We start from the raw sequence: 18,858 nt of genomic DNA, 5'->3' as shown, positions 1-18,858 counted from the left end.
TCAATAATATTATCATTTTGTTTTTATGATAGATATTTGAGTATTCTATCTGTTTTTGGTAATTCTATCATTAAGAACCAGATAGAAAGGAAACTATTTATGAATTCAGATAATTCCAGGATAGAGAATCACAATATGGAATCCATTTGGCAAAAAGAATGCCGATTTGAAAAGAGAGAACAATTAAAAAAGGATATCAATGCTGATGTTGTTATAATTGGAGCCGGTATGGCAGGATTATTAACTGCTGTATTACTAAAAGAGAAAGGAATTGAAGCAGTGGTACTGGAAGCAAACGAAATTGCAAGTGGACAGACACAAAATACCACTGCAAAGATCACTTCACAGCATGCTTTAATTTATGATTACTTACTTCAGAAATTTGGCAGGGAAAAGGCACAACAATACGGAAGGGCTAACGAAGCGGCAATACAGATGTATGCTGATTTGATAAAGGAGTATAATATTTCCTGTCATTTTGAAAGGCTTCCATCTTATGTCTATACCAAAGAGGATGTTTCAAAAATCGAAAAAGAAGTGAGAGCAGCAGAGCAGTGCGGCATTAAAGCAGAATTTACCACGAATACAACCCTCTCTTTTACTATAAAGGGAGCAGTCAGATTTAATAATCAGGCTATGTTTAACCCTTTGGAATTTCTGAAAGAAGTGGTCAAACCTCTGAAAATATATGAACATACCATGGTAAAAGGAATTGAAGATATGGTGGTTTTAACAGAGGGAGGTAAAGTAAAAGCAAAGGAAATTGTTGTTGCGACTCATTATCCGTTTATTAACAGTCCCGGATATTATTTTATAAGAATGCACCAGGAAAGATCCTATGCAATTGCAATCAGTAATGCTCCCAAACTTGATGGTATGTATAAAGATGAGAGCCAATCCGGTTATTCTTTCAGAAATTATAAGGATATGATTATATTAGGAGGAGGAAGCCATCGAACCGGAGAAAATTCTTCCGGAAGAAAATATGAAAACTTAAGGAAAACGGCAAGAGAATATTATCCCGAAAGTAAGGAAGTCTGTCATTGGTCGGCGCAGGATTGCCATTCGGTAGACAAGATACCTTATATCGGAAACTACTCAGCGTCAACACCGAATCTCTATGTGGCAACCGGGTTTAATAAGTGGGGTATGACCAATTCCATGGTGTCTGCCATGATTTTAAGTGATAAAATAAGTGGAAATAAGAATTCCTATGAAGAGGTTTTTGATCCTCAAAGATTCCAAGTCAATGCTTCCATGTCAGGACTTTTGGATGAAACAAAACATACGGTAAATAATTTAATTGTAAAGAAATTAAAAATTCCGGAAACAAAACTAGATGAAGTTAGAAACGGCCACGGGGCATTGATAGAAGAAGATGGGCATAAAGTAGGGGTCTATAAAGATGAGGACGGCAAAGTATTTATGGTATTGGCTAAATGCACCCATTTAGGCTGCCAGCTGGAATGGAATCCGGATGAATTATGCTGGGAATGCCCCTGCCATGGTTCCCGATTTGATTTTACCGGTGTCTTAATTAACAATCCGGCCTTGGAGAGTCTAGAGCATGAAACATTTAATTAATTATGTTTACAAAAAATCCTTTTTTGAGGGCTGGTATTTTAAATGCCAAAAAGGAGATCAAATCATATCCTTTATCCCAAGTTACAGTACGGATAAGAATGGAATATCCAGGGTGTTCCTGCAAATTATTATGAATGACAATTCTTATATAATTCCTTATAAACCGGAAGATTTCTATCTTAACCGTAAGTATTTGTTTATCAGGATAGGGAATAATAGTTTCAGCAGAAAAGGTATTAAAATAGATATTCATACAGAGAAAATTACAATAAACGGTATCCTGTATTTCGGTAAAATGGAACCTCTCCCCTATACTATTATGGGATATTTTCATTATTTTCCCGGAATGGAATGTAAACATGAAATTATCAGCATGTACCATAAAATAAAGGGAAGTTTAAAATACAACAAAAGAGAATATAACTTTAATTCCGGTTCCGGTTATTTGGAAAAAGATATGGGTCATTCATTCCCAAAGTCCTATACGTGGATACAGTGTAATCATTTTCCCGCAGAAAAGTGTTCGGTTTTTATCTCCATAGCGGAAATTCCCTACCATGGAATTCATTTTAAAGGTTGTATCTGTGCCATACATTATAAAGGTAAGGAATACCGATTTGCTACCTACCTGGGGGTAAAAGTGTTGAAAAGTACCTGTAATGAAATATGTTTAAAGCAGGGCAAATATTTATTTAAAGTAAAACTCTATAACAATAAAAGAAAAAATACGAAGTATAATCCTGAGTTTTCCCATAAACTAGCAGCGCCGGTGCTTGGAGATATGTCAAAAACAATTAAAGAACAGCATTTAATTGCAGGGGAATTTCTGCTTTATGAAAAAAGCAACCTGATATTACATCTTACCAGCAGGCATGTAAGTTTCGAATTCGTCGAATAATGTACAATCTCCGACTAATAGATATTAATATCTTAATTTATTAGTTGGAGGTTTTGTATTGAGTGGTACTAAAAAAGTAATACTGCAACAGGATAATATGGATAGAAACGACCTTAAAAAAGATGAATTCTTAATGTATTTACAAGAAGCTTTGCTCCTGGTATTAACGGATGAAAAAATAATTGACAGGTATCAATTAGATGAATACATTTTAGAAAAAAATCAGGAAAAGCGGTGATTTATTGATGAAAGTTGCTGCTTATTGCAGGGTTTCCACGGAGAGTGAAGATCAATTAAATTCCCTTGATAATCAAAAGAAATATTTTAATGACTATATTAACCGGAATACCAATTGGGAGTTTACTGAAATCTATGTGGATGAAGGAATTACAGGGACCAGTATTAAGAAAAGATATGCTTTTTTACATATGTTAAAAGATGCACAAAATCACGTCTTTGATCTGATTCTAACAAAAGAAATCAGCCGTTTTGCCCGGAACACCTTAGACAGTATCTATTATACCCGCAGATTAAAGGATCTAGGAATCGGTATTATTTTCTTAAACGATAATATTAATACCCTGGACCCGGATGCAGAGCTGCGACTTACTATTTTAGCATCGATTGCACAGGAGGAAAGCCGTAAGACTTCGGAGCGTGTAAAATGGGGACAAAAGCGTAGCATGGAACGGGGAGTGGTATTTGGGACTGATTTGCTTGGATATGATTTGAGGAACGGTAAGTTATTTATTAATGAAAGAGAAGCCGAAACGGTACGATTGATTTTTCATAAATTTGTAAGAGAGAGAAAAGGTACCCATGTAATAGCCAGAGAACTCTCTGAGGCAGGCATACCGACAGCTGGCGGCAAAAATAAATGGTATGGGGCTGGTATTTTAAAAATATTAAAAAATGAAAAATACTGCGGAGATTTAATTCAAAAGAAAACATATACGCCTGATTACTTAAAGCATGAAAAAAAATACAATCACGGAGAAGAGGAATTTATTACACTTTATAATCATCATGAACCTATCATTGAAAGAGAACTGTTTAAGGAAGCACAATCTGAATTAAAACAAAGAATTCTTCTGCCGGAAGAGAAAAAGAAATATACCAACAGGTATTGTTTTTCAGGTCTGATTCATTGCAAAAGCTGTGGGCATTCTTATGTATCCCGTTCAAAAAAACTTAAAAGTCAGGGGATATATCGGTATTGGAGGTGTTATAAAGCCGTACAGCAAGGGAAGCAACATACCGATTCGAAAGGAAATACCAGAGGATGTGATAACAACACCGTAACAGAGGAAGACTTAAAGTATATTCTGAAAGATATTATACAAAAACTTAAACTTGATAAGGAAGAGCTGATTAATGGTGTATATAAGTCAATTAAAAATACTATTTACGAGGATTATGAGAGTTCGGAATCGAAACGGAAAAAGCTTCAGAAAAATATATTAAAAAAGCAGCATTTAATAGATATGTTTCTTTCAAATGAAATAACTGATACGGATTATAACGTACTGAAACAAAAGTATGATACAACCATTAATCAATTAAGCAGGGAGTTAGAGGAGCATATGCAGAAAGAAAAGGTTACGAATCAGAATACATCGGAGGATATAAAAGAGAAGATTTATGATGAGATCAGGCAAATTCTGAGCCCACTTATAAACGGTCTGGAATGGAATGATATCTTTTATCATAATATTCTGGACAAAATTAACATTTACCGCAAAGAGGATATCGATAATTCTGATGTTACTTATGTAGAAGTATATTTAAAAGGAATAAAGAATGGTTTTACCTATCAAATATATTAAGGTAATTCGTCATTTCATAGCCAATACAGGTACAGAAGAACTGGCACATATGGAAATCGTTAGTACCATTGTTCATCAATTGACAAGAAATTTAACAATTGATGAAATTAAAGCAGCCGGTTTTGAAGCTTATTTTGTTGATCATACCGTAGGTTTATGGCCCCAGGCAGCAAGCGGTATGCCGTTTAGTTCAACTTTCTTCCAATCAAAAGGTGATGCGATTACGGATTTAGTTGAAGATATGGCAGCAGAACAAAAAGCCAGAACAACCTATGATAACATTCTCCGTATGATAAAAGATCCCGATATTATCGATCCGATTCGTTTCTTAAGAGAAAGAGAAATCGTTCACTTTCAGAGATTTGGTGAAACGAATCGGGCGATATTAAGCAAGCTGAAAGCCTATAGTTATAAGGGCTTAGAATTGAATGAAAAAAAAGAGCCGCCACTGGGCTTAAAGTTGACCTCTTTTGGTTTAGGGAAGAATCTCAGATAGTATTAAAGGTATGAAAAAGAAAGTTTTCTTTTCCATATCTTTTTTTATTGCTGACCTATCGGCCTGACGCCCAGGAGGTGTTAGAATGTGACACAGACAATTAATAAAAAACTGCAATCCCTGAATGAATTATTCGGTGGTAATAAAGAAACTGGAGAATACAGCGATACCGAGAAGAGACAGATTAAAATAGAACTTCTGGTTCCTTTAGGAAAGCATTCCTTTAAATTATTTTATGGTAAAAGGGTTTTTTCGAAATGATTCATCCGTATATTGACGAAACTGGAAGAATTAGGTTATGATGATAATGATGATAGCAATATACCATTGTTATTTTGATGGTAATGGCAATTGGGGGAGATGTCTTATGAATAAGAAACCTGTTATAGTACTTTCGATTTTTATGATGTTATTTATATTTGCAATTTTATTTTATCTAAATCAAGAAAAGGAGTTTGATGATTTATTAGGTACAAAAGAAGCAAATGTAACAGAGATTTATATGAAAGATGGAAGTAATGGAACTTCTGTTGAAACAGCGGATAAAGAAAGAATAAAACAATTCATTAATTTGTGGAATGCCAGATATTATAAGAAATCACATAATCAAGATGATAAAACGAAATATCATTATTATTATGATTTACATACAGAGGATAACCGGATTATAAGGATAGCCGGGGATGGTAGCAGGGTAGAAATAAATAATATTCATTATGATGTTGGCATACCTATAGCTCTTGATTTACTCACAAACTGGTTTGAATCACTTTCTGTTAATGATGCTTATTCAATAACATTTAAAGGAGAAAGTAAAGACTGGATTGCCGAATATAAAGTGGATGCTAAAGTAACAGCCATTGATAAAAATGGTCTTAATTTATATGCTGCTGATAAATCATTAATAGTAATATATAAAAATGAGTTGGCTGATTTATCAGAAGTGAAGAAATGGGAAATATCTTGCAAATATATAGGAGGGGGAGTGACCAGGTCTGAATCACGTACGGATAAAGATGACCCTATAAAAAGCAATATATTTGTAATAAATTGCGGTGATAGTACAGATAGCTACCGGATTGATAAAAAAGAGGATGTAATAAATGTGAGTATTAATATTGATGGTGACATACAAAAACTCGAATTGAAGTGCAAACAATGATTGTTTGTCAGGTAAAGTATTAATTATATAACGATTTGTGGACATGACCCTTGGAAAGAATACTATGCTAAAGACGAATTCTTTACTATTTTAAAAGGGGAGATAAAAAGCACGGATAAGGTACATCATCTAAAAATCAATTAAAAGAGCAGATATGGTCAAGCGGAATTTAATAATTTATATTATCCTGTCAATAAAGGAGGTGCATACTATGCATGCATGGGAAGCAATCCAGAAAACTCTGGATTATATTGAGGAGAATATAGGAGAGAATATAAAAATTGAGGTATTGGCAGATACCGCTTCTCTGTCACTATTCTATTATCAGCGGTTGTTCAGCCGTTTGGTTAAAAGGCCGGTTCGGGAATATATTAAACTGCGTCGTTTGGCTAGAGTCTTGGAAGTACTGGAAAACAAAAACAACCGCATTCTTGATATTGCGTTAGAATACGGCTTTGGCAGCCATGAAACTTTTACGAGAGCATTCAAAGAGGCATATGGAATGACACCTGAGCAGTACCGAGATAATCCAGTCTCTCTCAACCAGTTTGACAAGCCTGATCTATTACTTGGCTATACCTTAATTGACGAGGGAGTACCCCTGATTAGCGATGGGCTTGTACTGGAAATGAACCGTAAAATCCTAAATGAACCGGTTGATTTTATGGGGGTGTTTGGTTATGTTCCTATTGCGGGGCAGCTACCTGTTGGAGAATCGACCGGTGTTGATATGCCCGGTGAAATATGGAGGCGTTTCCATCAGGAGAAAGGTCAGATTCACCGCATATCCAATGGTCGTGAGTTAGGTGTTGCTTATCTTGGAGACGCACCGGAGGGATGTTTTACCTATTTCGTTGGAGCAGAGGTAGAGTATGGAGCGATGAATGAGCATTTACAAACCTTTAGGCTTCCTGCCAGAGAATATGTCGTCTGCGGATTTGAAGCGGAGAATTTCCAGGAACTTGTTACGGTTGCACTCAATAAAGCAATAAAATACAGCGGGCTATGGCTTGAGAAGCACGGCCTGATGAGTGATGTGTTTGCCCCTGAATTATATTATGGAAATACACCTGAAACAACCTATATGGAATTAATGGTACCTTTCATAAAAAAACAGTGATAGGAAGTATTATAATTCTGTCAAGGCTCCACAAGGTTTAAGCGGCATCTTTTTTGGGCCGTTCAGGACATAATGATAGAAGCTTGATAAGATTATGTTAAATGGCCAGTCGAAGTCCATCTGAATACTCTATTGACAGAAATCAAAAATAGGTATAATCTATAGTGGTATACTTTATACCACTAGGAGGTTATATATGTCAACGATTGATTTGATGTTGCTCGGTGCTTTACTGGAAAAACCAATGAATGCCTATGAGATGAAAAAAAATATGGAAGCCCGCAATATAAAGGCATGGGTGAAAATCAGTTCTCCTTCGATCTATAAAAATCTTATTGCACTAAATAAAAAGGGATATCTTGATAATGAAGTTGTTAAAGAAGGGGAAATGCCAGAGAAAACAATTTATAGAATAAATGAAAAGGGTCGAAATTATTTTGTAAAAATGATGGAAAAGTACTCTGAAGAGCCAGGAATGATTTATATCGATTTTGTTGCATTTGCTGCAAATCTTCACAATGTGTCACCAGATATGGGATTGGCGATGATTAAAAACCTTAGAAACAACCTTTTTGAAGCAAGAAAGGTTATTCAATCCAATATTGAAGCAAAAAAAGAATTTGTACCCTTTTATGCAATCTCTATATTGGAGTTATATGACAAGATGTATTCCATGTTTTATGAGTGGTTTGAAGAGATTGCGGATGATTTTACTGAAAAAAATAGTCTATAAAAGTTTTTCATAAAAATTATGTTTTGAGAGAAACATAATTTTTTATCTCTATATAGTATAAAGTATACTAATATAATATATAGTACATAGATGGAGGTATCTTTCTTGAAAACAAAAAATTTAAGTAAAACTAAAATCACATTGATTCTAATAGGACTAATGGCAAGTCTTCTGCTTTCAGCTCTGGATTCAACAATTGTCGGTACAGCAATGAAAAAAATGGTTAATGACCTGCAAGGTATGGAATACTATGCCTGGCCATTTACAATTTATATGCTTTGTGCGACCGTCATTACTCCCATTTCGGGTGGACTCGCTGATATCTTTGGGCGAAAGCCGTTATTCGTAATTGGTATTTTAACATTTTTAAGCGGTTCAGCATTGTGCGGAATGTCCCAAAGCATGATTCAACTTATTATTTTCCGTGGTATACAGGGAATCGGTGGAGGTATTGTTGTTACCAGCGTTTTTACCGTTGTTGCCGATTTATTTCCACCTGCAAAAAGAGGGAAATATATGGGAATGGTGGCATCTATGTATGGACTGTCAAGTTTAATCGGGCCTCTTCTTGGTGGGTTAATTATCGATAATCTTAGTTGGCGTTGGATTTTCTACATCAATATACCAGTCGGAATCCTTGCTGTAACAATTATATCTTTCATAATGCCTGATTTTAAATCGGAGGAAAGAAGGAATTCTGTTGATTATTCTGGAACATTTGCAATGATACTCGCCCTAGTCCCTATGCTGCTTGCCTTTAGCTGGGGTGGTAAAAAATACCCATGGATATCCGTACAGATTATCGGAATGTTTATCTTCTCCTTTATAATGTTGGGAATTTTCGTCTATTGTGAATCTAAAGCGCAGATCCCAATTATACCACTATCATTTTTCAAGAATAGAAATATCAGTGTTACGCTGATAGTGGCATTCCTTACAAATGGAATTATGTTTGCAGCAATTATGTATATTCCATACTTTGCACAAGGAATCATTGGTACAACAGCAACAACTTCCGGTTCAATAACAATGCCTATGATGCTTGGACTTTTGCTTGCAAGTTCATTAACGGGAGTATTAATATCAAAGACAGGAAAAAGTAAAATTTTTGTTTTTACTGCTTTTGGCCTTATGACCATTGGAACCGGATTGCTTTCCACGATGAGCGCCGATACACCATATTTCAATGTAATTTTTTATATGATTATATTAGGCTTAGGCATTGGAATCAATATGCCTATTGCTAACACAAACATTCAAAATTCCGTACCACAAAGGCAAATCGGCTCAGCTACATCAACAGTTCAATTTTCCCGTAATATTGGCAGTACGATTGGTTCAGCAATATATGGAACAATAATGTCAGCAGCAATGAATATGGGATTCGAAAAGCTGGATTTAAGTAATATTCCTAGCAACATTCAAGAAATACTTAAAAATCCTCAAGTAATTACGAATTCAGAATCGGTCAATCAAATAGTGCAACACACTCCAACACAATACTCAAGCTTTCTGATCACAGCACTTGAGGAAGCAAAAAAAGTACTTTCGAGTTCCATACATGAAATTTTCTTTTTTTGTATGTTTGTGGCTATTGGGGGTTTTGTACTTACAATTATTTTTAAAGATGCTCCTGTCCGTACAAGAGAGAGCGGTAAAAAAAATGAGGAAATAGTTTAAATTACCTTATCTAAAATAATTTTATCGTGCAAATGTTACAAATAAATCGATTGATAACCTAATAGCGGCAGGTGGGAAAACGTATTATATAGTTGTAAATTATATTAAAACTTAACTTACATATTTTTATAAGAAACTGACAAATGGAAAATAGAGGGATTATTTTTGGGCTGTTGAAATATGTAAAATATCTTTGTAATATTACATATTCAGGTATATAATGGAAATATAATAATATAAGTGTGTGACAATATCAAATTCAAAGAGGTTAATTCAATTTTGCATATTAATCCGATGGCAGAAGGTTTTTGGTGTAACTACTAGGTATAAATTAATGTTGAGTATGTTATAGCAATAATGGGAAGTTAGGGATATTGAATAATGGATACAGATTAGGGGGAGATATGATGAGCTTTGATATTGTTTCAAAATTAGCAGATTTTAAAAATTCAATACTATATGAAAATCGATTTTTTATAACAAATCATCCTTTTTTAATATAAGTGAAATTGGATTAACAGCGCATGGAGTAACTGAAAGACATAGTGTAAGTATTAATTCAAATATTCCAAATTCATAAATTTGATATTACTTATGCAAATCAATAAAATATCGATTTTAACTGATGTAATAAATAAAGAGGAATACTGGTGCCTGTGTTGTTACAACGGTTGGAAAGTTAAAAGAACAATTAGATTCTAACATTCTAATTGGAAGTGTAATATATGATGAATTTGCTCGGAACTTCCCATTAAAAACAGTTACTTTACAATAGATAAGTAAGGAGGGGTAACACATGTTGAATGAAGCAATGGAGAATTATGACTTCAAACATCCTGAGGCTATATTATTACGTCATAATGAAAATATGACATATTTAGTAAAGGATATTAATCAGAGGTTTCTTCTTCGAATCCATGAAACAGTTGATGGCTTAGATCTTTCTGCAGGCTGCAGAAACATTCCGCGACATATACTTATAGATAGTGAGATTGAACTACTTAACCTATTGCGAACGGTTGGAAATTTAAAAACACAATATCCAATCAAGAATAAGTACAACGAATATATCGCATATCTTGAAGAAAGAGTTCCGGTAACATTGCTTTCCTGGTTGGAAGGTGAGGATCTGCAAAAAACGATTATTACAGATGAACTCGCTTACATAATCGGCCAGACAATAGGAAATTTACATAATGCCATGTCCAAAATTTCCTGTCCGGATAGATATTGTTATGATGAGGTGTTTGTAGATAAGATCTCAAACGATATTAGGAAAGCCTATGAATTGAGACATATAACGGAACGGAATTACCGAACGATGCAGGAAGCATTATCCTACATAAGAAGAGTAGTTTTGGAAGAAAAGCAGCAATTTATATTCGTACATGCTGATTTAAGTAAATCCAATCTAATATATTCAAATGGTGAGATCAGTCCGATAGATTTTTCATTATCAGGGTATGCACTTGCAGAAATGGATCTATCAGATATGAACTGGACATTACACGACGAGAAATTGACACCATTTCTTTTTGAAGGATATCAATCTGTTACAAAGCACGTTATAAACCAATTTTTTATTAGTACGTTTACCGCACTTTATCCCATAAGATATACTGCATCACATCATAACAAAAGATTTCAGGATGAGAAATTTGTTCAAGCACTCGATCGGTGGTGTGATACGATCCTAGCTCCATTCATCATGATTTTTAAGCAAACCGAGTAGTTTATGAACTTCCCATTAATAATTATGAAAAGTACAAGTATAAATTACTGAAAAATTTGAACTGTAGGGAGAAAGAATATGGATGGAAGGTTAAGAAATATGTCATCTGTTTATATTTCACAAGGCAACAAAATGCTATTGCTTTATAGGCAAGGAAGTAGAGTAGTTAATGATGTTTGGTTGGTTCTGCAGGAGGACATTTTGAAGAATATGAACTTAATGATGCTAGAGCTTGTGTTATAAAAGAATTGCTAGAAGAAATAAATATCACTGATAATATGTTAGATGATATAAGGTTACGATATATTACATTAAGAAGGACAAAAGGAGAAATCAGACAGAATTATTATTGTATAGCCACTGACATATTGCAAACTGATTATAAATGTGAGTTGAATAATCCAACAACGATTCGTAGCTTGTGGCAACTATGAATGAAATTAAAGATAAATGGGGGGATGTATCGTAAATACAACAATTATTAAGAAAAATATAAACTATTTATCTGATCGCGAAGACGTATTAATGTATTCAGAACCTGGCATGGAAATGGCTGGTATGGCTGTCGTGTATATAGGGAGTAGCCAATTTCCATAAATTTATTATTTGTATTCAAGGGAGATAACTATGATAAATGTAAGTTCAAAAGCACTAATCAATCTATGCAATATATATCAAACAAAAGACTCTGACCTTACTTTTTTGGGTGGTGGGAGAGAAGATTCGGACGGTATAGCATACTCTTATTATTTGGCAGGTCATAAAAAGGTGCTCAAAATCTTGGCAGTGGATAAACCGGGAAGAGATGAATTAAAAGCACTCAGCGATCGTTTAGCATTTATTCATTATCTTGGAACTCAGGATATTAATATTGCATATCCTGAGGAAAATTCGGAAAAGAATTTATATGCCACCTATGAAGATGGGGATCATATCTATATTGCCTATTCGATGATATACTGTGAAGGAGAAAATCCTAAGACTGAATTACTAACTTCAGATTTGAGCTATCATTGGGGCAAATTAATAGGAAAATCACATAGGGTTACCAAGAACTACCCGATATGGAAAAATATAAACGGTAAATCTTCCGAGTATGGATATACAGATGAGATTAACTTCTTTTATGACTGGTGTAAGGATGAATTTGTAAAGAACAAATGGAAAGAAATGAGTGTTGCGCTTTCACAACTACCGATTACCAGAAATAATTATGGTTTCATCCATAATGACAATCATCAATTTAACATTATAATTAACGGTAATGATATTACTATGATTGATTTTGATGTTGCTGGATGTCATTTCTTTTTGCAGGATATCGTTGTTCCGGTTCAAGGTATCATGTTTGATATGGCAGGCGGTATATTTAATAATGTCTACAACAAAGAACCTATACAACGTTATTTTAATGAATTTATTAATGGGTATGAAACAGAAAATCATATTGATGATTTTTGGCTGAAGCAAATAGATACATTCATAAACTATCGAAGAATGCTGCTATTTACCTGTATGCAGGGTTATCTAAATCAAAACACTGAGCTAAAAACTGGCTTTCTATCTATGATAAAAGAAGCTCCTGATATAGTTCGTTTTCTGTTATAAATCCCTAATTGAATGATTAAAATTTTCGCATGCAGCAAAAATTATACCAGGGAGATTAATAATGTTTGTAAATCAGAATGCAGATGCCTATGATAGAAGATCGGAAAATTACATAGTGGCCTATTTAGATTTGTTAGGGATAATAAATCGTATAAAGGCTAAAGAACAACAAGAATTAGCAATGAATAAGTTACATAATTTATACACTTTTTCTATGCAATTAACAAAAGATATTCAGATAGAAGAAAATAAGGATATTCAGTTTAAGATTTTTTCAGATAATATTATTATTGCAAAGAAATTATCATCTGAAAAAGAGCAACGCGTTAAAGATATTAGAAGTCTGTTGATGTGCACGCTCTGACCATATAACTCTTCAAGAACCGAGTAATTCAAATTTTACGATGGTATAAGATAAGCTATTCTTGATTCTGACAAAATAACGCTTTATGATAAAATAACGATATATCTAGCTAGAAAACCATAATGTCGCAGGATAAGCCTTATGCGTAGTATAGCTATATCACATTTTTTCACAACGTGGAACTTCCCATTTTTAAAATAGGATAACATTACTTTATGTATGGACTAAAAGAATATAAAAAACAGTTATACCTGATTTTATATATTTTGTCTATGATTTCTACATTTAATCAAAAAGATGAGGATAACTAAAATGAAATTTCATGAATTTGGAGATAAAAATAATCCACATATTATGCTGATACATGGTGGAGGTAACGCATGGTGGAACTATCTTCGCCAAGCAAGAGCATTGTCTGACCGGTATCATGTAATTCTTCCAACAATGGATGGACATGGAGAAGAATATGCGATTTCCTATGTATCTACGGAAGCTACAGCCGATAAACTTATGGATTACATTAACAAGAATTGTGATGGAAGACTTTTTGCACTTTGCGGCGTTTCTCTCGGTGGCCAGGTTGTAATCGAGCTTTTGTCCAGAAAACCCGATTTGGTAAAAAAAGCAATTATCGACGGCAGTGTATGTTATCCCACACCTAATATCTCTAGAATTTGCATTTTAACATTTAAACTTACCTTTAAATTTATATTCAGTGAGAAAGCTTGTAAAAGGCAGCTTGCACTAATGCCCAAAATGCTTCCTGAAAAAATGCTTTACCCAAAAGAGATGCAAGATTATTATATTCAGGAGATGCCGTTACAACCGAAGGAAACTATGGTTTCTATATATCGTACATACATGTATTATCATCTTAAAGAAAGTTTGAGAGATACCAAAGCACATGTGATGTATTGGTATGGTGAAAAGGAGATGAAATGTGTAAAAAAATCAGCACAGCTTTTTCAATCCTATGTTCCTAATTGTAAAATATATAGTGCCAAAGGCTATAACCACGGTTATCTTGCTCTCTATCTTCCGGATGAATGGCTTACTCTTGCATGTGCTTTTTTTGATGACGAGGAGGCAGCTAAATGAAAGGCAGCTACGGTTCCGTGAAGAATAAGCTGCCGCCAAGGCCCCACTTAAGTCAAGCAGCATCTTTTTTATATCCTTAAGGCACAAGGAAGCGTTGGTGCTGATGATGAACTGCTAAATCGCTATGTCAACAAGATGTTGTAATTTTGTAGCAAATTTCTTTGTATGGTTCAAGGGAGATGGAGAGCCAGAAATGACAAGAATGTATAAGGATACAGCTAATAACTTGAACACAGATAATGAATTATTTCAAAATATAGAGAAAGTCCATACTACAGAAATGGGAGTTACAAGAATTAAGAAAAACCTTTCTTTGGATACAGATAATGTTGTTGATTGGTGCAAGACCAAGATAAAATCAACAAATGCGACTATCACTAGACAAGGAAAGAACTGGTATGTAAATGTAGATGCCTGCATTATAACAATTAACGCATATAGTTTTACTATTATAACTGCACACATGGAGAAGAAATGATATATAGTATACAAGAACACCCAGCATTTTCAGTTATTGGTCAAGATACAGGGATGACCAATTATCAAAGGGAGAATATACAAATCAGCAAGCAATTCTGGAAACAGTTCAATGCGAACCTGAAGAAAGCATATTTAGCGCAATCAGGAAATTGGACAAAGTATGCTTTTATGGAAAAACGTGATGGAATATTGCGTTATTATTGTGCAATACCCAAAAAGGCCGTTATTCCAGAGAGCTTTATTCTTAAAGAGGTTAAATCACATAGGTATTTGGTTGTTCAACATATTGGTCCTATTGATAAGATATATGACACATACAAAATAGCTTATCAAGAGATATTACCGAACAATAGCTACGTACCTTTACAAGAAGATTTCTTACATTTTGAAAAATATGATTTTCGCTTTCATTGGAATAGAGAGGATTCAATTATTGAAATCTGGATTCCAATCCAAACTTAAAAAGTTCAATTTGTAGAGTATTTTAAACTTCCCATTATTTATTACATTAATTAAGTGTTTATGAATAGTACAGAAAAATGCATATGTTATAGTAGCAAATAAAAGTTAACCAGTACAATCTGTAAAGGTTATTTAATTCGCTGTTATACCAGATTGCAAATGGAATTAGATTTTCCCATTATATCTATCTATTAGCTATGGGTATGTAATGACAATAATATTATAATAAGAAAATAAAGGGATAATTTATTATGAATAATAAGATAGAATATCAAAAAATATATCCAGGTGATTATGAGATACTAACAAGGATAATGATGTCCGCATTTAATGATGATACATCTATGCACACTGAATTAAAAGAAGATGGTCCTACAGGATATAATGATGGCAGTTTAATTAAAAAACTTAATGAACATCAAGGCTTTGAAAGCTATAAAATGATATACCAAAATAATATTGTTGGGGCCTATACAGTTGGAATTAAGGAAAATAATGAATATACTTTGGAAATACTATTTATTGCCCCAGACTACAAGGAAAATCATTTAGGAACTATTGTGTGGAAAGATATAGAACAAAAATATATTGATGCAAAAAAATGGACTGTTGAAACTCCCGATTATTCAAAAAGAAACCATCACTTTTACACTAAAAAATGTGGCTTTTCATTTATTAGAGAAAACATATGTGATAATGGTACTAAATCTTTCATTTTTGAGAAAGAAAACGCTGGCAATATATATGATAGGCGAACCTGATTGGCCTTTTGGCACGACACATTGTAGATTTGATTTATTTGATGGCTCAAAACGAATTGCAAAGCGCCCGCTTCCCATCGATAATGACGGAAGCAATGCCCGCGAAGATAATTGCAGCATCACCTGGAATACAAACAACGTTACGATAATGGTATCTGGGGAGGAACAGGAAGATCGAGAGTATGTACTTAATTTTGAGATTTTATAAATGGATATGACTATGGTGATTATTGCAAGAATATAAAGAAAAAACTCAAGGGGATTAGTAATACAAAAAATTACTATGTACTGTATACGTTCAAGAATGCCCCTTTAGATTCAATATGGAACAATGACTTAAGAGCTCATTAGTTCGAAGACGTTTACAAGTGCAATTTGAAGATTATTTATATTTTTATAATATGACATGCTATTGTCAAGATATAAATGGTATGGTGTTATTAAAAAAGGAGTTTATAAAATGGCTAAAACGGATAATTCACATTCAACGAGTTGTCGAAGCTGAATTATTGAAAAGCGTTAAAACTGGTGGAAGTAGGTGTTTAATTAAGGTGACCTATTAGTATTACCTCCACTAATAAGCGTTAAACGAAGTAATTGTGTAATACGCAATATTTCAAATTGAGAAGTTATACCGACTTCCCATTATTTTTAGATAATAAATGCGAAATATAAAGTTGTGGAGGTAATAGGGATGAATATTGAATTTAGAAAATTCAGTGAATTTCAAAGAGGAACTATATACGAATTATTAAAAGATGGATATTCGTTTGAAAGTAGATATGAAAGGGATTGGATAACAAACTGGAAAGAAGCGGATGATTTTTTCTATGATAATTTGCATATAGCAGATGACTGTGGATTTGTTACCACTTTGAAAGATACTCCAATTGGTTTTATATGCTGGGATCCAAGACATATCCCGGATTACATAGTAATTGGCCATAATTGCATTGCAACGAAATATAAAGGAAATAAATTTGGGAAAATGCAATTACAAGAAGCTGTTAAACGAATGACTAATAAAAATGTTAAAAAACTTGTAGTTACTACAGATGAGCAATTATTGCCTGCACAAAAGAATTACGAGAGCGTTGGGTTTAAACTTATACAAAAGCGTAAAAATGAATGGAATCAAGAATATGCCGGAAAATTAATGGATTATGAAATGATATTGTAAAAAAGTAAATTCAGTTTGCACAGTCATTAAATTTCCAAATAGAAATTTATATACGAGGAGAAAGAGAATGAGGAATTTTAATATCGGCGAGGTTATGCCATTTGGAGGTTATCATTGGCGCATTCTTGATATACAAGGCAATGCGGCATTAGTTATAACTGAATACATAATCGAACAACACCCCTTTAATAATTGCGCTGGTGATGTGACATGGGCTGACTGCTCGCTAAGAAAATATCTTAACGGTGAATTTTATAACAAATTCACCACAGCCGATCAGTCAAGAATCATTCCGGTATGGAACAAAAACCACGACAATCAGTGGTATGGTTCAAGAGGCGGAGAAGATACCAGAGATTACATATTTCTACTAAGCATTGAAGAAGTAGTGTGCAAATATTTCGGTGACAGCAGTAAAAATCTTGAAAACCGCAGCGCTAAACAACGATACTGGTTTCAAAAGAAAGACGAAAACAACACCAAGCGAAGATCCACCTTCGATGGGTATGTATGGTGGTGGTGGCTTCGGTCCTCCGGGCGTGATAATAAAAGAGCCGTATATATCCATGGCGACGGCAATATAGGTATTCAGGGAAACGGCACCTTCCACTATAGCAGTAATACGATTCACCCTTCAACAAGTGATAACAGCGGCGGAGTTCGTCCTGCCCTGTGGCTGAGCTTGGAATAATATATCTAGGGGTACTTATTAGGTGGTTCGGATATTATTACAACATAAATGACATCATCATAAAGGAGAAAATTAAAAATGAGCAAATACGAAAACGCAATGAAACTAATGGAGGAGCGGTGCGGAAATGGCAAAGAGGAAGTGATTGCCCTAGCGACAATATCACTGTCTCCTAACGCATCGGGAGATCCCCGTCCCGCTGTCCGTATGGTCTGCGCCTATTATGAAGACGGCGCATTTTATATATCTACGGATGCAAAGAAAAATAAAATGCTGCAAATTGAGAAGAACACGGAGGTATCCGTCTGTGGGTTAGGCTGGTATGCGTTCCAAGGTATGGCCGAAAATCTCGGTTGGGTTAAAGACGAGAAGAATACCAAAATCAGAGAAAACTTCAAAAATATCTTCGATTGGTTCGATGAAGTTGGCGACGAAGATAATCCGACCTCAATCGTTCTGCGTATTACCCTTACAGAGGGTACTATTACTGACAATGAACGAAAATACGGTGAGTGGCAGTATGAAGTTGATTTTATTAATCATACGGTAAAATAAATCAATTCGTATAGTATTAATGTCCGTTCCTGTAGTCGAGGTAAATCAAAACTATAGGTCAGAAATTGTCATGTTGGCAAAAGAAATAAACATAAATATGGATTTAGATGAGATATGCAAATTTATATATTTATAGAAGAAATGAATCATTGATCTGGAATGGAGAAATAGAATGCCAAAAGTTAAGTTAACTGTGAAAGAGAGTAAATGCAGATGTGGTTATTGTAAAAAAGGTGACACATTTATAGTAGAAGATTTATGCCCGCCAATATGCCATGAATTGTGGAATTGCATGTATCCACTAATTTATGCAATACAGAATGGAGCAGATTTAGATTATGGAAGCATTCGTTCTCCACAGTTTGATACAAAATGCCCAGATAACGGAAGAGTATGTATTCATGGCGAAAGGATAGATGATTAATTAG

The 18,858-nt window shown here is 34.2% G+C and carries 22 protein-coding genes; all 22 read left to right on the top strand.

Annotation, left to right across the window (positions count from 1 at the left end; translation table 11 throughout):
* Positions 1–99: 99 nt before the first annotated feature.
* The 22 genes from RBU59_RS13355 to RBU59_RS13250 all read left to right on the top strand — a co-directional run bounded on the left by RBU59_RS13355 (position 100) and on the right by RBU59_RS13250 (position 18,854).
* Complete coding sequence (locus RBU59_RS13355; RefSeq protein ID WP_330698541.1) at positions 100–1,584, top strand: FAD-dependent oxidoreductase; 1,485 nt, start codon at positions 100–102, stop codon at positions 1,582–1,584.
* A complete protein-coding gene (locus RBU59_RS13350) occupies positions 1,568–2,482 on the top strand; it encodes a tocopherol cyclase family protein (protein WP_308148354.1) in 915 nt (304 codons plus the stop codon). The genes RBU59_RS13355 and RBU59_RS13350 overlap by 17 nt, the downstream gene beginning before the upstream one ends.
* A 58-nt stretch (positions 2,483–2,540) precedes the next feature.
* A complete protein-coding gene (locus RBU59_RS13345) occupies positions 2,541–2,720 on the top strand; it encodes a hypothetical protein (RefSeq protein WP_308148353.1) in 180 nt (59 codons plus the stop codon).
* Positions 2,721–2,727: 7 nt separating this feature from the next.
* Positions 2,728–4,308 carry a recombinase family protein gene (locus RBU59_RS13340; protein ID WP_308148352.1) on the top strand — a complete coding sequence of 527 codons (1,581 nt, stop codon included), beginning with the start codon at positions 2,728–2,730 and terminating at the stop codon, positions 4,306–4,308.
* Positions 4,283–4,804: a manganese catalase family protein gene (locus RBU59_RS13335; protein WP_308148351.1), complete on the top strand. Its 522-nt coding sequence runs from the start codon at positions 4,283–4,285 to the stop codon at positions 4,802–4,804. Before RBU59_RS13340 ends, RBU59_RS13335 begins: the two co-directional genes overlap by 26 nt.
* Before the next feature lie 87 nt (positions 4,805–4,891).
* Positions 4,892–5,065: a hypothetical protein gene (locus RBU59_RS13330; RefSeq protein ID WP_308148350.1), complete on the top strand. Its 174-nt coding sequence runs from the start codon at positions 4,892–4,894 to the stop codon at positions 5,063–5,065.
* A 106-nt stretch (positions 5,066–5,171) separates the two neighbouring features.
* The gene (locus RBU59_RS13325) at positions 5,172–5,966 is read left to right on the top strand and encodes a hypothetical protein (protein WP_308148349.1); all 795 of its coding nucleotides are present in this window, start codon (positions 5,172–5,174) and stop codon (positions 5,964–5,966) included.
* Positions 5,967–6,177: 211 nt separating this feature from the next.
* Positions 6,178–7,086: an AraC family transcriptional regulator gene (locus RBU59_RS13320; protein WP_308148348.1), complete on the top strand. Its 909-nt coding sequence runs from the start codon at positions 6,178–6,180 to the stop codon at positions 7,084–7,086.
* 196 nt (positions 7,087–7,282) lie between these two features.
* Positions 7,283–7,819, top strand: coding sequence for a PadR family transcriptional regulator (locus tag RBU59_RS13315; protein ID WP_308148347.1), 537 nt, complete (start codon positions 7,283–7,285; stop codon positions 7,817–7,819).
* A gap of 105 nt (positions 7,820–7,924) precedes the next feature.
* Positions 7,925–9,499 (top strand): MDR family MFS transporter, encoded by a 1,575-nt coding sequence (locus RBU59_RS13310; RefSeq protein ID WP_308148346.1) that lies wholly within the window; start codon positions 7,925–7,927, stop codon positions 9,497–9,499.
* A 796-nt stretch (positions 9,500–10,295) separates the two neighbouring features.
* On the top strand, positions 10,296–11,231 hold the full coding sequence (locus tag RBU59_RS13305) for a phosphotransferase (RefSeq protein ID WP_308148345.1): 936 nt from the start codon (positions 10,296–10,298) through the stop codon (positions 11,229–11,231).
* Positions 11,232–11,858: 627 nt separating this feature from the next.
* Positions 11,859–12,839, top strand: coding sequence for a phosphotransferase enzyme family protein (locus tag RBU59_RS13300; RefSeq protein ID WP_308148344.1), 981 nt, complete (start codon positions 11,859–11,861; stop codon positions 12,837–12,839).
* 61 nt (positions 12,840–12,900) lie between these two features.
* Positions 12,901–13,203 (top strand): hypothetical protein, encoded by a 303-nt coding sequence (locus RBU59_RS13295; RefSeq protein ID WP_308148343.1) that lies wholly within the window; start codon positions 12,901–12,903, stop codon positions 13,201–13,203.
* Positions 13,204–13,515: 312 nt separating this feature from the next.
* On the top strand, positions 13,516–14,301 hold the full coding sequence (locus RBU59_RS13290) for an alpha/beta fold hydrolase (RefSeq protein WP_308148342.1): 786 nt from the start codon (positions 13,516–13,518) through the stop codon (positions 14,299–14,301).
* Positions 14,302–14,503: 202 nt separating this feature from the next.
* A complete protein-coding gene (locus RBU59_RS13285; protein WP_330698554.1) occupies positions 14,504–14,779 on the top strand; it encodes a DUF3781 domain-containing protein in 276 nt (91 codons plus the stop codon).
* Entirely contained in the window at positions 14,776–15,243 is a 468-nt protein-coding gene (locus RBU59_RS13280; protein WP_308148340.1) for a GyrI-like domain-containing protein, read from the top strand. Before RBU59_RS13285 ends, RBU59_RS13280 begins: the two co-directional genes overlap by 4 nt.
* Positions 15,244–15,494: 251 nt before the next feature.
* Positions 15,495–16,004, top strand: coding sequence for a GNAT family N-acetyltransferase (locus tag RBU59_RS13275; protein WP_308148339.1), 510 nt, complete (start codon positions 15,495–15,497; stop codon positions 16,002–16,004).
* Positions 15,988–16,212, top strand: coding sequence for a hypothetical protein (locus RBU59_RS13270; RefSeq protein ID WP_308148338.1), 225 nt, complete (start codon positions 15,988–15,990; stop codon positions 16,210–16,212). The genes RBU59_RS13275 and RBU59_RS13270 overlap by 17 nt, the downstream gene beginning before the upstream one ends.
* Before the next feature lie 486 nt (positions 16,213–16,698).
* Positions 16,699–17,184, top strand: a complete 486-nt coding sequence (locus RBU59_RS13265; protein ID WP_308148337.1) for a GNAT family N-acetyltransferase — start codon at positions 16,699–16,701, stop codon at positions 17,182–17,184.
* A 67-nt stretch (positions 17,185–17,251) separates the two neighbouring features.
* Positions 17,252–17,875 carry a DUF6273 domain-containing protein gene (locus RBU59_RS13260; protein WP_308148336.1) on the top strand — a complete coding sequence of 208 codons (624 nt, stop codon included), beginning with the start codon at positions 17,252–17,254 and terminating at the stop codon, positions 17,873–17,875.
* Positions 17,876–17,953: 78 nt separating this feature from the next.
* Positions 17,954–18,430 carry a pyridoxamine 5'-phosphate oxidase family protein gene (locus RBU59_RS13255; RefSeq protein ID WP_308148335.1) on the top strand — a complete coding sequence of 159 codons (477 nt, stop codon included), beginning with the start codon at positions 17,954–17,956 and terminating at the stop codon, positions 18,428–18,430.
* Positions 18,431–18,602: 172 nt separating this feature from the next.
* A complete protein-coding gene (locus tag RBU59_RS13250) occupies positions 18,603–18,854 on the top strand; it encodes a TIGR04076 family protein (RefSeq protein WP_308148334.1) in 252 nt (83 codons plus the stop codon).
* The last annotated feature ends 4 nt before the right edge of the window (positions 18,855–18,858 follow it).

The sequence above is a fragment of the Anaerocolumna sp. MB42-C2 genome (genome assembly GCF_030913705.1).
Classification (GTDB): domain Bacteria; phylum Bacillota; class Clostridia; order Lachnospirales; family Lachnospiraceae; genus Anaerocolumna.
Note: the sequence above shows the minus strand (reverse complement) of the source record. Positions and strands in the feature narration are given on the sequence as shown.

Excerpts from the sequence above, each read along its gene's own strand:
- RBU59_RS13355 (WP_330698541.1), top strand. The coding sequence starts at position 100 with ATGAATTCAGATAATTCCAGGATAGAGAATCACAATATGGAATCCATT.
- RBU59_RS13350 (WP_308148354.1), top strand. The coding sequence starts at position 1,568 with ATGAAACATTTAATTAATTATGTTTACAAAAAATCCTTTTTTGAGGGC.
- RBU59_RS13340 (WP_308148352.1), top strand. The coding sequence starts at position 2,728 with ATGAAAGTTGCTGCTTATTGCAGGGTTTCCACGGAGAGTGAAGATCAA.
- RBU59_RS13335 (WP_308148351.1), top strand. The coding sequence starts at position 4,283 with ATGGTTTTACCTATCAAATATATTAAGGTAATTCGTCATTTCATAGCC.
- RBU59_RS13325 (WP_308148349.1), top strand. The coding sequence starts at position 5,172 with ATGAATAAGAAACCTGTTATAGTACTTTCGATTTTTATGATGTTATTT.
- RBU59_RS13320 (WP_308148348.1), top strand. The coding sequence starts at position 6,178 with ATGCATGCATGGGAAGCAATCCAGAAAACTCTGGATTATATTGAGGAG.
- RBU59_RS13315 (WP_308148347.1), top strand. The coding sequence starts at position 7,283 with ATGTCAACGATTGATTTGATGTTGCTCGGTGCTTTACTGGAAAAACCA.
- RBU59_RS13305 (WP_308148345.1), top strand. The coding sequence starts at position 10,296 with ATGTTGAATGAAGCAATGGAGAATTATGACTTCAAACATCCTGAGGCT.
- RBU59_RS13300 (WP_308148344.1), top strand. The coding sequence starts at position 11,859 with ATGATAAATGTAAGTTCAAAAGCACTAATCAATCTATGCAATATATAT.
- RBU59_RS13295 (WP_308148343.1), top strand. The coding sequence starts at position 12,901 with ATGTTTGTAAATCAGAATGCAGATGCCTATGATAGAAGATCGGAAAAT.
- RBU59_RS13290 (WP_308148342.1), top strand. The coding sequence starts at position 13,516 with ATGAAATTTCATGAATTTGGAGATAAAAATAATCCACATATTATGCTG.
- RBU59_RS13285 (WP_330698554.1), top strand. The coding sequence starts at position 14,504 with ATGTATAAGGATACAGCTAATAACTTGAACACAGATAATGAATTATTT.
- RBU59_RS13280 (WP_308148340.1), top strand. The coding sequence starts at position 14,776 with ATGATATATAGTATACAAGAACACCCAGCATTTTCAGTTATTGGTCAA.
- RBU59_RS13275 (WP_308148339.1), top strand. The coding sequence starts at position 15,495 with ATGAATAATAAGATAGAATATCAAAAAATATATCCAGGTGATTATGAG.
- RBU59_RS13270 (WP_308148338.1), top strand. The coding sequence starts at position 15,988 with ATGATAGGCGAACCTGATTGGCCTTTTGGCACGACACATTGTAGATTT.
- RBU59_RS13265 (WP_308148337.1), top strand. The coding sequence starts at position 16,699 with ATGAATATTGAATTTAGAAAATTCAGTGAATTTCAAAGAGGAACTATA.
- RBU59_RS13260 (WP_308148336.1), top strand. The coding sequence starts at position 17,252 with ATGAGGAATTTTAATATCGGCGAGGTTATGCCATTTGGAGGTTATCAT.
- RBU59_RS13255 (WP_308148335.1), top strand. The coding sequence starts at position 17,954 with ATGAGCAAATACGAAAACGCAATGAAACTAATGGAGGAGCGGTGCGGA.
- RBU59_RS13250 (WP_308148334.1), top strand. The coding sequence starts at position 18,603 with ATGCCAAAAGTTAAGTTAACTGTGAAAGAGAGTAAATGCAGATGTGGT.